A 13,237-nucleotide genomic window follows, 5' to 3' on the forward strand; every position below is an offset into this window, starting at 1 on the left:
CTCAATACTGTCTGAAGAGGGCGACCAGACGTCCTTGAACACGCACTCTGCCTGGTCCGAAAATCCGAGTTTCATACGCGGGGTTCGCAGCTTCAAGCGCAATTGACGCGCCTTTTTTTCGCAGCCGTTTCAAAGTCGCTTCTTCCTCGTCGACGAGAGCAACCACGATGTCTCCGCTATCCGCACTCTCCGTTCTGCGGATGAGAACGGTATCGCCGTCCAGGATACCGGCTTCAATCATCGAGTCGCCGCGCACCTCAAGGGCATAGTGCTCGCCTTTTCCGAGAAGCTCCTGCGGAACGCTGATCGAGTGACTGTGCGTCTGGATAGCCTCAATCGGCACGCCCGCCGCAATGCGTCCCATAACCGGGATTTCCGTTCCCGTCTCCGGCTTCACGGGCACGGAGCGCTCCGGCTCCTGTTTCCCAAGTGATCCCTCGATGACCTCAGGTGAGAAGCTGCCGCGTTGCCGCGCGGTCCCCAAACCGGGAGCGATCGAATCGGGCAGGCGAACCACCTCCATCGCGCGTGCCCGATTCGGCAGTCTCCGGATAAACCCGCGTTCTTCGAGCGCCGTGATCAGGCGGTGTATGCCTGACTTTGACCGCAGATCCAGCGCATCCTTCATTTCATCAAATGATGGCGGAACGCCGGTTTCCTTCAGACGTTCGTGAATGAACATGAGCAGTTCATACTGCTTGCGCGTGAGCATTTTCGGCTCTCCCTGACCACAAATGAGGGCTGGTACAAATCAAGAACACAGTACCTGTTCCTATTGTGTTCTGCAAGGGTAAATGTTCTCTTACTGTTCTTGGTGGGTCGGTCGATTGTTTCTTCCGGGCTTGCGTCGGCGGTAAGGTCCGGTTGATTGGCCAATAGGTTTTGCTCTCATGTCGCAGTTCCTCGCGACCCGCTGGCTGCGGCCGGTCGTGACCCTGCATGCGTGTCCTGATTGTTCCGAGGCGAGTGTTGCGACTTTAGGGAGAAGGTTCGAAAAGCGCAGGAAGCAGAAAGCCTGTTGAAACCGCCGCTATCCGGAACTGGGCGTGAGTTTGCTCTGCAAGTCCGTGCTCATCGCTCTCGATATCGACCGGCATACATCCCAAATCAGGGTCTGTAACCAGCACGTCTTAAGGGTGCATAATCAGAAAACAACTTTATAGGGTTTTTTGGATTTCGTTTGGCACGGCTAATTAAGTCATGCAATTATCAGTTGCGCATGCGTTGCGCCGGTTCCCGGCAAACCGTTCTGACGGGGACCGGAGCAGAACAAAACACTAATGTTTGTCTTGCGTGCCGACGCTTCCTCTTAGGATGTTGCGACAGATTCAACTCATTGATTTGTATCCTCGGCTACCGATAAAGACCAAACCAGAAGGCTCTTATGGCGGATGCAACTGTAGAAAAATCGGGTTATCTGTCTGAGCTTTACAGATCCATCAACGCCGTAAAAAATCCCTCGGAACTGTATTCGAAACTGCGCCGCATTGCTGAAGATCTCAGTTTCGCAAGCTATGTGGTTCTGTTTCTCCCCCAGGTGACGGACGAAGAGATTCGCCCCTGCATCGTTGCTTCCAACTGGAGTGGTGCCCTGTTGGCGGCTTATGACCGGCTGAAGTTATTGGAAAGCAGTCCGATCATCGCCGGGTTGCGAAAAACGGATGTTCCGGTTGAGTATGATCTCGAGACGCTGGGAACAGACAGACCGGAACATGAGCAAAACGCCGCGATCGACCTGTTCATGGAGCATGAAATGCCGCGCGGTGTCTACTTCGGATGTCACGACAAGACCGGGCGCCGGGGGGCAATCGGATTCTCGGGAAACCGATCGTTGCCAACAGCAGCGGAAATGGCGACCTTGCACCTGATCAGCCAGCACATCTTCTCCCGCCTTTATGCGCTCATGGGGGACCTTGGCGAGAAACTTGTGCTCAGTACCAGAGAGATTGAATGCCTGGTCTGGTCGGCTCGCGGCAAGACCTCGTCCGAATGCGCAACGATCCTTGGCGTCGCCGAATCGACGGTAGCCGGGTACATAGCGTCCCTCAATCGCAAACTGCATGCCCAGAACAAGACGCAAATGATTGCAATTGCATATGAACTCGGTCTGATCTCGAACGCAAATGTCGGTCTGCGCTGACATTCCATTGCCTCGGAATACCGGCCAACTTGTCAGCCATCGGACACCCTGCGAAAGATCACATGCAAAGAAATGGGTGTTTCGTAACATAATTTTGGTTTGGAACATCATCTTGGACGCGAATGCCTGGGCCAACTTCCGTTCGGGACGAAATTTGAATTGTTTAAAGCCAGAAAATACAAATTGGCTCTGACTGATACGGAATTTTTCTAGACATTTTTCCGCCAGAAGGCCGTGAAACAATTTTCCGGTGTGTTTTTTTGCCAAGAGTTTGAAGTCGATCGCTCGAGCCTGTTTCCGTTGCATCAACACTTGCCGGTGCTGTCAGCTCATGAGCAAAGGCGGGCAAAGAGAGGACCAACCCGCAGATCGGGAAAAAGCGCAACACAGTCTCCGAGGACTGCATTGATCAGTTCGACGCGGAGATCGGGGCAAATCTGTTCGTCCTCATCGGTCGCGGCACATCCTCAATCCCGATCAACTTGCGAAGCAATTCGAACGGTGCTTTGGCCAGCCCAAGGAACTCGGACCGATCACGAAACAGGGCCAAGCCAATCTTGATGCTTGTCGCTAGAACGCGTTCCGCAACGGGTGAGGATATCCAGCCCATCACCTCGTGATCCGGATATCCTCATCAAATGATCAAAGTTGGTCGGAAATAGCTCTGGACTCGAGGGAAGGTCTCAATTTTGTCGTCAGTTTTCTTAGTAAATCATGATATTAAGTAAATAAAATTACTCAATAATCGACTTGATGAAGCTGCCAATTACATGAAAACCAAGAAAAACAATTATTTACTTCATTCCTTTGTTTGTTATTGGCGATATCGCATGTGATGTTACGTATTTCACCTTTCATCTTTCATGCAAATCTCTCCGCGAATCGCGTCTGAGGCATATGTCCGGGCGAACCGCGCTATCTATCTGCGATCAGGAGGAGCTCACACGTAATGAGCGTCGGAGCGGCTCCGGCCTGCAAATGGCCGGCATGCAGTTGGCCGTTCAGGTCGACGCATCGCACGGGCAGATTCATGCCGCCTCCGGCGTCAACGCTGCAGCCCTTCTGAAGCAGGATTTCCGAGACAAGTCCGCGCATGGGCTGCGCATCCCCAAACTGTGCACCTGCAAGGCTGCCAAGACCGGCCACTTTCACGCTTGCAGCGCCCAGTGTTTGTCCCAATCCCTGGATACTTGTCGAAAGGTCTTCGAAAGGGGCGAGCGTCGTGATGAGCGCATTGAAACGTGCGTTTCTCGCCTCTTCTCGTGAGCCGGCAACCCGAAAAAGTGTGAACTCCGTTTCAGGATCAGGCCGAGCGACAAACATCGCGCCGCTGATGCCGAAGCCGGTGATCTGGCTTTCTTCGCCGACAATCAAGGTATCGGGGAGGAGGTGTCCCAGATGGTCCCCGCCGTTTTCGGTCCAATAGGCGTGAATGTGGGCGAACCAGTGACCGTCTCTTTGGCCGACGATCGCGACCGCTTCCGAAAGAACAGTTCCAACAGAGTGCTTCGTGTCGCTGTACCAGGCGGCATGTCTGTCGTCGATTGCCCTGTCCGGCATGACATATTCAAAGGGGGCAAGGGTCAGCCCCGCAAGGTCGAGCACGGCGGAATCGTAACCGGCCGGTTCGATCCAGTTTGCAATCGATTCGAGAAACGGAATACCGGACGGCAAGACAACCGAAATCTTCTCGGCGTTGCAAAGCCGGTAGGGACGTCTGTCGGTGCATCGGGGTCCCGGGTGGCTGATGTCTGCCAGTCGTTCGGGAGCCGGGCGTCTCATATCAAACCCGTTTCCTGCAAGTGCTCACGGACGAGTTTTTTTGTAATCTTTCCATAGGCGCTCGTCGGCATTTCATCGATGAACAGATAGCGTGCCGGCATCTTGTACCGTGCGATTTTGCCGGTCAGGAACGCTGAAAGTTCCGTCTCCGACACGGTTTTCCCGGTGCTGGCAACGCAAACGGCAAGCCCGATCTCTCCCCATTGCGCATCCGGGATTCCGAGAATTGCAACTTCGGAAACGTCCGGGTGCGCGAGAAGTACTTCTTCTATTTCCTTCGGATAGACGTTCGAGCCCCCGGAAATGTACATGTCGGAGGCCCGCCCGGTGAGGTATAAAAACCGTTCTTCGTCCATGTGGCCGATATCGCCGGTGCGGAACCAACCTTTGCGGAAAGACTTGGAGTTCGCAGCCTTGTCTTCAAGATATCCGGCGCAAACAGCTGCGCCGACAACGCAGACCTCGCCGGTCTCTCCGGGTTTCAGCAAGTTTCCATCATCATCCTGAATGCTGATTTCGATGCCGGTGCGCTCGGTGCCACACGTTCCGATTCGCGCTTGCGGTCCGTCCTCCAGAGAATGGTCCTGCGGTCGCAGAACCGTGATGTTTCCGGTGACCTCGCCAAGCCCGTAGTATTGCACCAGGACAGGCCCCAGTTTTTCGAGCGCTCTTTTCTGGTCATCCCGGTACATGGGCGCCCCCGCATAGATCACGTGACGCAAGCTTGAATGGTCGTATCTGTCCACTGCCGGATCTTCCACAAGCCGTTTTACGATCGTCGGCACGGTGAAGAGGTTGCTCACGCGGTGTTTTTCGATCAGTTCGAAAGCGACTGCCGGGTTGAATCCGTCGTGCGGCATCAGGACATGCGCGGTCCCGGCCGGCAGCTGCGCAATCTGCTGAAGGCCGGCGCCATGGGAAAGCGGCGCTATGACGAGGGAGGCATCCTGCTCGTTCGTTCCAGGCAAGAGGTCGGCCAGATAGTTGACGACGACAAAGCCGATCTGGCCATGGGTCAGGACAACGGCTTTCGGCCGGCCCGTCGATCCGGAGGTGAAGAAGAGCCAGCAGGGATCATCGTAGGTGACGGGTTCATTGACAAAGTCGGATCCTGAATGCGCGGAAACCAGACTTTCATAGTCGAGACCGAAATCGCTCTCGCCGATCGTGATGACACCGGTGAGCTCCGGTCTTTCCTGTTTGACAGCTTCTGCCTGCTCCCTGAATTCCGCGTCGCAGACAAAGACCTTCGCCTTTGCCTTGACGCTGGCAAAGGCGGTTTCGCCGGGTGCTTGGCGAAAATTGCAGGGAACCCAGACGGCGCCGAGCCGAAACGCAGCGAGCATGGTTTCCACCATCTGGTTGGAGTTCTGCGCCTGGACCAGGATTGCGTCACCTTTTAAAATCCCGAACTCGCCGCGCAGCGCTGTGCTAAGCGCCGAGACACGGCGGTCAAGCTCCGCCCAGCTCCAGCTCCTGTCTTCCCAGTGAAGCGCGGGCCGCAGCGGCCAGCGCCTCGCGTTCCTCGTCAGGTAGTGGGACAGGTTTGGGACGCGGTTGGAGCAGCGCTGCATCATGGATCGACTTGTTTCCGGGCTCGGGAGTTGCGCTGCGACGTTAGGCCGGTCCGGCCTTGCTTGACAAGCCGGTCAGTCAGCTTCGCGGTCCTCCTGCAGGCAGATTTATGCAACTATGTGCGCCGGAGATTCATTGCATGCAGGATTTTTCATGACGGAAACGGAAACCACAGACTGGGACGATGCGTATGCCAACGGCGCTCACATTCCGGGTGCCGCTGACTATCCGGAGGAGTGGGCAAGTGCGGCGAACGCCTTCCGGTCAGGGTGGCCGGACAAGTCCCTGGATGCCGCTTACGGGCCGTCCGAACGGCAGAAACTCGATCAGTTTTACCCGCACGGGACGTCGCGCGGTCTCGTGATCTTCGTGCATGGCGGTTACTGGCTGAGGTTCGACAAGTCTTTCTGGTCGCACTTCGCTGCTGGTGCCTTGATGCAAGGCTGGACGGTAGTACTGCCGAGCTACGATCTGGCGCCGACCGTCGGCATTGCCGATATCACGCAACAGATTGGCTCGGCCGTGACGTTTGCCGCGCAAAACAATGCAGGTCCAATTCGCTTGGCAGGGCACTCGGCAGGCGGACATCTGGTCACACGAATGATATGCGATGACACGCCGCTTGATGGGGATACGTCGGGCAGGGTGGAAAATGTTGTCTCGATCAGCGGGCTTCATGACTTGCGACCGTTGCGAAAGACAAAGATGAACGAAGACTTCTCCTTGTCCGACACCGCTGCAGCCGCCGAGAGCCCGGCGCTTCGAACCAAGATCTCGAACTGTTCCGTCACTGCCTGGGTCGGAGCGCAGGAGCGCCCGGAATTTGTGCGTCAGTCAAGGCTTTTGGCGGAGGCCTGGCCGGGAACGCATTTTCATGTGGAACCCGGTCGGCACCATTTCGACGTGATCGATGCGCTGAAAGATCTGGAAAGCGAATTGGTCCGTGCGCTCATTGCCACTTGATACCGGCTCACGCCGCTTGAGGCTGATCACCGGTCCCGGTGTCTTGCGCTCCGTGACCGGAAGGAGCCGGGCGGAGCGGGCAACCGCAGCTGTTAAAGCATGTTGCGACCGGTATCCGCCGACGGCGCGGCGCCGCCGCCGAAGTTGAGCAGGTCCCGCATTTTTCTGCGGGCAGCGTCGGGTTCCTGTGCGCGGATTGCCAGGGCGACAGCGATATGGTGTTCGCGAAAAGCAGGTTCGCCCGGCAAATTGCCGTCACCTGATGCATAGGACGAAACAAGAACCGCGTGGATCAGGTTCTGGAAATGCGTCAGCATCAGGTTCCCGGTTGCCTGAAGTATTGTGGAATGAAACGCGAAGACAGCACCGATCATTGCGGCTTCACCATAATCCCCATGCACGTTTCTTGCCGCCTGCAGGATCCGTTCGTGCTGGTTGCGCGACCCGTTCACGGCGGCGAGGGCCGCAGCCTCCGGCTCGAAAATGAATCTCAGCTGCGATGCTTCGGCGAAGATCCGCGCGGTCATGGGGCAGTCGGGCGTATGCCAGCGGATGACGTCGGGATCCAGAAGGTTCCAGTCCGTGAAGGGGCAAACGCGGGAACCATATCTTCGTGCCGTTCGCACCAGCCCCTTGCCGCACAGAACCTTGACCGCTTCGCGAATGACAGTCCGTGAAACGCGAAGCGACGCGACAAGTTCATCCTCTTTGGGAAGAACGTCACCGACGGGATAGTGTCCAAGTGCGATTCTGTGTCCCAAATGCTCGACAGTGTCTTTGACGGCCCCGGTCGGCAGAGCCGTGAGGGCCTTGTCTGGTAGCTCGAAACGAGGTCCGTCTTCTTCTTTCATTGCGCCTACTCGGCTGATCGAAGCAAACGCTCATGTCCACCGGATCTTGAGCAAGAACTAATGGAATATTATACATAAACGGGACAGAAAATCACGTAGATAAATAGCAGCAAAAAAGTGTTTTTATTATTTAAGTTCATTCAATTCAGAGTAAGTTCATTTTTGAGAAAAAGAACCAGAAATCAGCTTCAACAATTTTTCTGTCTTCACCAAGTAGGTGGCTGCTGTTTTTTGCCGATCGGTGCCATTACCTTTAGAAAAGACAGGTTTGACTGGTTTAATTTACAATTGATTTTTATGGAAAATTTAGAAAACCTAAGCAAAATCTGTAATCGGGGTTGGGGTGTGGTTTGGCAATCCGTTTGGTGATCTGTCTGCGGATGCAGGCTCACGAACGGGCGGTCCTTGTCCTGTGTCTCCGACTGGATCACGTTCAGCCTAGAGGTAGACGTCTTGAGTGTTATCGGCAGTGCGTCGGTGCCATATGCTCCCAAGAAGGCGGGCCGGGTCAGTTTGTCCCGGACGTTTATCCTCTATACGCTCGGTCTTTTTGCACTTCTGGGCGTCCTTTTCATCGGGGTTCTGACCAAGATCACGTGGGATGCCTCGCATGCCCGCGCGATCCGCGTGACGGAAGCGTTTTTCGAAGCCACGAAACGTCCGTTCGAGAGGGCCATATGGACCGTCAACGCGGAAGCGACGCTCCAGTTGATTCGCGGTCTTGAAAGCCTCGAAGTGGTGGAACGCGTTTGGGTGGAAACACCCGACACGGGAAATTTTGGTGACCCCGTTGCAGGCGCGCGGCGCGCGGGTGCTCTCTCGTACACGCTGCAATCGCCAAGCACGATCCTGCACAAGGATGCGATAGGTCAAGTCTTCATCCTCATCGACAGGAATACAATATCTCAGGAGATCTTTTCGACCGTCGGCTACATCGTGGCGGCCATCGTCGTCTATCTGCTGTTGCTTACCGTCGTCATCAGAACGGTCTTCAAACGGCTGATCGGGCGCCCGCTCACCGACATTGTCGCTTATCTTTCGACACCGAAACTGATCGAGAAACCTCCTGTTACGCAACTCATGCCCGGGCGCGAAGACGAGATCGGCATCCTGGCATCGAGCCTCCAGTCGATGGTTCAGCGCAGACACAATGATCTGCAGAAAATTCAGGAATACCAGACCAATCTGGAAGAACTCGTCGCTCGCCGCACGGAGCAGCTCAAGCTGGTGCAGGAAGAACTCATCCAGGCAGACAACCTCGCCGCGCTCGGTGCATTGGTGGCAGGTGTTTCACACGAGTTGAACACACCGCTCGGCAATGCGCTCATGGCCGCTACGACGATCAATGATTCCACGGACCTCCTGAAGTCCGAACTCGAGAAACAAAGCCTGAGCAAGGATTCCCTTGAAAACGAAATACGGCGCATCGGTGATACGGCGAAAATCATAGAAAAGACTCTCGGCCGCGCGCGGGATCTCGTCGGAAATTTCAGGCAGGTTGCCGTAGACAGGCAGAGCGAGAAAATGCGCTCTTTCAATTTCGATCATATCATCCGCGAGACGCTGGCCACACTCCAGCCAACCCTGAAAAAGACATCGTTCAACCTTGATCTCGATCTCGATGCCGATGTCGATCTGGAGGGGTATCCGGGCGCCGTGAGCCAGGTGCTCTCCAATTTCGTGGAAAACGCGATCAAACATGGCTACGAGGGGCGAAACACCGGGGAAGTTGTCATTCGCACGCGCGTGCTGGACGTGCAGGACAACGCGAAGAGCCGCCGGAGCCGGACCAAAATAATTCTAAGCTGCAAGGACCTTGGCGTGGGGATACCCGAGAAGAATCTCAAAAAGGTGTTTGAACCTTTTTTTACAACAAAATTCGGCAAGGGAAGTTCCGGTCTTGGGATGGCCATTTGCTACCAGTTGGTTACCGAGGCCCTGGACGGGTCGATATCGGTCGTATCCAAGGTTGGATCGGGTACGGAATTCACGATTGAAATTCCCTTGAAAACACCGCAGCTGCGCACGCAGGTCACAGAACTGCAGGTGTCCTGAATGAGCATGGATTTTCTGGCACCTCCCAAATCGAAATCCCATCGGGTTTCAGACACACCCTGGAAAATACTTGTCGTTGACGATGATCCCGACGTGCATGATGTCACCAGGATCGCGGTCGACGGCTGCGAGTTCGACGGCCGGTCGTTCCAGCTTCTCCATGCGCTGTCTGCGCAGGAAGCAAGGGAGCTGCTGTCAGAGCACGATGACATTGCTGTCGCGCTGGTCGACGTCGTCATGGAAAATGACACGGCCGGACTGGGTCTGGTGAGCTGGATCCGGTCGGAGCTCGGCAACAGTTTCACACGGCTCATCCTTCGGACGGGTCAGCCGGGTTACGCCCCGCAGACCGATGTGATCATGAAATTCGATGTCGATGGTTATGCGGAGAAAGCGGAGCTTTCGCGCACGAAACTGATCACTGCGATTGTCACCGCATTGCGTGGCTACAAGCTTGTTCGATCACTGGAGAGCAATCGGCAAAAACTGAAGAAGCTGAACGCACAGTTCTCGGCAATCGTTGAGAAAAATGCGTTGAATGAGTTTGCCGACCTTGTTCTGAAAAATTTTTCAGAGCTGGCCGGTGAGCCGGTGGACGGATTGCTGTGCGGCATGGAGTCTTCTCCCAAAGCGGGCGCAGCGGGTTCGTCCAACGTGCGTGTCCTGGCGGGATCGGGAATGTTTGCAGACAAACTGGATCTGCCTCTTGATATCATCGGCGAAGATCTTGTGCGAAAATGCGTGAGCGAATGCATTGCCAAAATGTCAGAGTATTCCACGTCTCAGGGTGTCGCGCTGCCACTGCTCACCAGAAACGGCCTCTCAGGCGCCATTTTCATTGGATTGCCGATCTCTGTTCTGAACGAAAAGATTGGTTCGGAAATCATCCGTCTTTTTGTTTCCAATGTTGCGCTTGGCTACGAGAAAACCGGTCTTCTGGAGCATATCCGCAACCTGGCCTATGTTGATCGCACCACAGGTCAGTCGACGTTCTCCGGCTTTCTCGAAGCATTCCAGAGCCAGGTCATGGCCGAACGTCCGCTTCTTGTGATCCATTGCGATATCCAGCGCTTCCGGTTCATTGTTGATGGAATAGGTGATGAAAAGGCCGGTGCCGTTCTGAAACAGACGGGCAACCGGCTGTCGCAGACGTTTCCCGATGCGCTGGCAATCGCAAGAAAGGAAAAAGACGAGTTTCTCATCCTTCTCAAAGGCGGATTGCATGTGAGGATCCAGGATATCGTTGCGCGGATCGAGGACGCATTCCAGGACCCTATTGCGATTGAGGAGAACCAGATTTCACTTAAGTTGAGATGCGGGATTGCGTCTGTGGAGGGCGCTGAGTGCAGCGCTGAGGAATGCGTGCGCCATGCGTCGATTGCGTTGAATGATGTCAGGCAGAAAGGGCTCACAAATCACGCCGTATTCCATCCGCTCATGCAAGAAGCGGCATTGGAGAGATTGCGGCTCGCATCCCTGCTCACAGGCAAAGGCGCACAGGCGGAATTCTCACTGAACTATCAGCCGATCATGCAGGCTTCCGATGAAGCGATCGCGTCGTTCGAGGCGCTTATGCGTTTCCGCACGGCGTCGGGTGCAATGCTGAACACGACCCGCATGATTGAAGCGGCCGAGACGAGCGGCCTGATTGTGGAGATAGGCGCATGGATGTTCAGGTCCGCCTTCACCGAATTCAACAGGCTCAAGGGTCTTTCCGAACGGGTTCGGCTCAACGTGAACCTGTCGCCGAGACAAGTGCAGGCAAACCGGATCTACAAGGATATCGAAGATGCGGCCGCGTCAGCCGGGCTTGGCCTGGACCGGCTGGTCTTCGAAGTGACCGAAGGCCTTTTCGTCAACAACGATCAGGTTACCCTTTCGCTGTTGACATGGCTGCGAAGCAAGGGTGCGAAGGTGGTCATCGATGATTTCGGTACCGGCTACTCCTCTTTCAGTTATCTCCGCAAACTGCCGCTTGACGGGATCAAGATCGACCGCAGCTTCATCATGAACATGGAACAGGATCCGGATGCCCTGGCGGTGGTGAGGTCCATCATCGCCGTTGCCAAAGCGCTTGACCTTAGCATTACGGCCGAGGGTGTGGAGACTGCCGATCAGAGGAAGATCATGCAGGAGCAGCAATGCGACTTTCTGCAGGGTTATCTGTTCGCAAAGCCGATTCCCAGCACCGAGCTGGATGGCTTCATCAACGCCGCAAATGGTCCCGATCTGGCGGCCGGCTGACGAGACACACAAGGTCGCCCTCTGAAACTGAGCCTGATTCCCAGCTAAACTGTCTTCAGGGTGAGGGCACCAAGTCGGCTTTTCCTTTATTGTTGCGATAAGTGATTGAATTTCTGGCGAATGCAGGCTCTCATAGCAATGCATGCCAGACTGCGCCCCGCGTGCACCCGACGGTAAATGCGGCAGGCAACGGGGCAGCGCTAAGGCTGAAAGGGAGATGCAAATGGATATGAGCGGCACCCGCCGAATCCCGGCAAAAAGAGAGGTTGTCTGGCAGGCCCTCAACGATCCCGAGATTCTGAAAGCCAGCATTCCCGGCTGCGAGAGCCTGGAAAAGACATCGGATACCGAGATGAACGCTTCGGTCACGACGAAGATCGGGCCGGTCAAGGCAAAGTTCAAAGGCGCCGTCACGCTTGAAAACATCAACGCGCCGGAGAGCTACACGATCGTGGGCGAGGGCAAGGGTGGCGTCGCCGGTTTCGCAAAGGGATCGGCGGACGTCAGATTGGCGGAAGAGGGCGACGAGACCGTACTCACTTACGAAGCCAAGGCCCAGGTTGGTGGCAAGCTGGCGCAGCTTGGCAGCCGATTGGTGGACTCAACTGCCAAGAAAATGGCGGAAGACTTTTTCACCAAGTTCACCGAACAGGTCGGATCACCCGCACAGCCGGCAGCCGAAGACGCCGCTGTCGATGACGAGCTTGATGCCGGTGTTGCGGAGGAAGCCAAGAGAATAGCGATCGAGGACACGCCGGGCGAAGTTCTGCATGCGATCGAAGAAGCAGAGCACGCGGTCGAGGAAACGCTACACAAGGCTGAGGAAAATCTCGAAGTTGCCGCGGGACGCAGCGCGTTCGGCGGACCGATGGTGTGGGGATTGGCGCTTTTGGGTATTCTTATTCTGGTGCTTGCGCTTGCGAGTTGACCCCGCTGCGACAGATTGATTTGATGAAGGCTCTGCCAGCCGTTTCTGGTGAGGGCCGCTAACAAAATGACGACGGAACGACGCGTCTGCTGATTTGACGAGGGAGAGGAATTTATGTCGAAGGTATCGTTTGTTTTGAACGGCAAGTCAGTGTCTGCTGATGTTGAGGACCGGACGTTGCTTGTATCGTTTATCCGGGATGTTCGTGGTCTGACCGGGACGCATGTTGGGTGTGACACGTCACAGTGCGGTGCGTGCGTTGTTCATGTTGACGGCAAGGCGGTCAAGTCCTGCACGATGTTGGCGGCGCAGGCGGACGGGTGTGAGGTTGTGACGCTTGAGGGGATCGGGTCTGCGGATGCGCTTCATCCTGTTCAGGCGGCGTTCCGGGAGCATCACGGACTTCAGTGCGGTTTCTGCACGCCGGGGATGATCATGAGCGCGGTTGACATGATCAGCCGTCACGGTGCTGGCAATCTTGACGAGGCGACGATCCGTGATGAGCTTGAGGGCAACATCTGCCGGTGCACGGGCTATCACAACATTGTCAAGGCGATCAAGGCGGCGTCGGACCAGATGGCGGGGATAGCGCAGGCGGCCGAATAGGGTCTTCGGGTTTGTTTTGAGAGCGGGTTTTCCGCGTGTTTGAGACGAGGGGACCGATCGGCCGGCGCAGCTCTTGAGGAGGGGGTGCGTTTG

General features: G+C 55.7%; 10 protein-coding genes. 6 read left to right on the top strand and 4 right to left on the bottom strand.

Going from position 1 to position 13,237, the window contains the following annotated elements:
• Position 1 precedes the first annotated feature (1 nt).
• Entirely contained in the window at positions 2-712 is a 711-nt protein-coding gene (gene lexA, locus RDA78_RS21020) for a transcriptional repressor LexA (protein WP_434051734.1), read from the bottom strand.
• 672 nt (positions 713-1,384) lie between these two features.
• Between lexA and RDA78_RS21025 the strand changes: the two genes are divergently transcribed.
• On the top strand, positions 1,385-2,140 hold the full coding sequence (locus RDA78_RS21025) for a helix-turn-helix transcriptional regulator (protein ID WP_434051735.1): 756 nt from the start codon (positions 1,385-1,387) through the stop codon (positions 2,138-2,140).
• A gap of 915 nt (positions 2,141-3,055) precedes the next feature.
• Here RDA78_RS21025 and RDA78_RS21030 read toward each other — a convergent pair.
• Together RDA78_RS21030 and RDA78_RS21035 are read right to left on the bottom strand one after the other, a co-directional pair.
• Positions 3,056-3,922, bottom strand: a complete 867-nt coding sequence (locus RDA78_RS21030) for a hypothetical protein (protein WP_434051736.1) — start codon at positions 3,920-3,922, stop codon at positions 3,056-3,058.
• A complete protein-coding gene (locus RDA78_RS21035; protein ID WP_434051737.1) occupies positions 3,919-5,499 on the bottom strand; it encodes an acyl-CoA synthetase in 1,581 nt (526 codons plus the stop codon). The genes RDA78_RS21030 and RDA78_RS21035 overlap by 4 nt, the downstream gene beginning before the upstream one ends.
• Positions 5,500-5,650: 151 nt before the next feature.
• On the opposite strand from RDA78_RS21035, the gene RDA78_RS21040 reads away from it, so the two are divergent.
• Positions 5,651-6,460: an alpha/beta hydrolase gene (locus RDA78_RS21040; protein WP_434051738.1), complete on the top strand. Its 810-nt coding sequence runs from the start codon at positions 5,651-5,653 to the stop codon at positions 6,458-6,460.
• A 92-nt stretch (positions 6,461-6,552) separates the two neighbouring features.
• On the opposite strand, the gene RDA78_RS21045 is transcribed toward RDA78_RS21040, so the two are convergent.
• Positions 6,553-7,311, bottom strand: a complete 759-nt coding sequence (locus tag RDA78_RS21045) for a FadR/GntR family transcriptional regulator (RefSeq protein WP_434051739.1) — start codon at positions 7,309-7,311, stop codon at positions 6,553-6,555.
• 453 nt (positions 7,312-7,764) lie between these two features.
• Between RDA78_RS21045 and RDA78_RS21050 the strand changes: the two genes are divergently transcribed.
• From RDA78_RS21050 to RDA78_RS21065, 4 genes are all read left to right on the top strand, one after another.
• Positions 7,765-9,366, top strand: coding sequence for a sensor histidine kinase (locus RDA78_RS21050; RefSeq protein WP_434051740.1), 1,602 nt, complete (start codon positions 7,765-7,767; stop codon positions 9,364-9,366).
• Positions 9,367-11,610: a bifunctional diguanylate cyclase/phosphodiesterase gene (locus RDA78_RS21055; protein ID WP_434051741.1), complete on the top strand. Its 2,244-nt coding sequence runs from the start codon at positions 9,367-9,369 to the stop codon at positions 11,608-11,610.
• A 223-nt stretch (positions 11,611-11,833) separates the two neighbouring features.
• Positions 11,834-12,538 carry an SRPBCC family protein gene (locus RDA78_RS21060; protein ID WP_434051742.1) on the top strand — a complete coding sequence of 235 codons (705 nt, stop codon included), beginning with the start codon at positions 11,834-11,836 and terminating at the stop codon, positions 12,536-12,538.
• Between the two features lie 114 nt (positions 12,539-12,652).
• Positions 12,653-13,144, top strand: a complete 492-nt coding sequence (locus RDA78_RS21065; protein WP_434051743.1) for a (2Fe-2S)-binding protein — start codon at positions 12,653-12,655, stop codon at positions 13,142-13,144.
• Positions 13,145-13,237 lie beyond the last annotated feature (93 nt).

This window comes from Roseibium sp. (assembly GCF_051016195.1).
In the GTDB taxonomy this organism is placed as follows: Bacteria; Pseudomonadota; Alphaproteobacteria; order Rhizobiales; family Stappiaceae; genus Roseibium.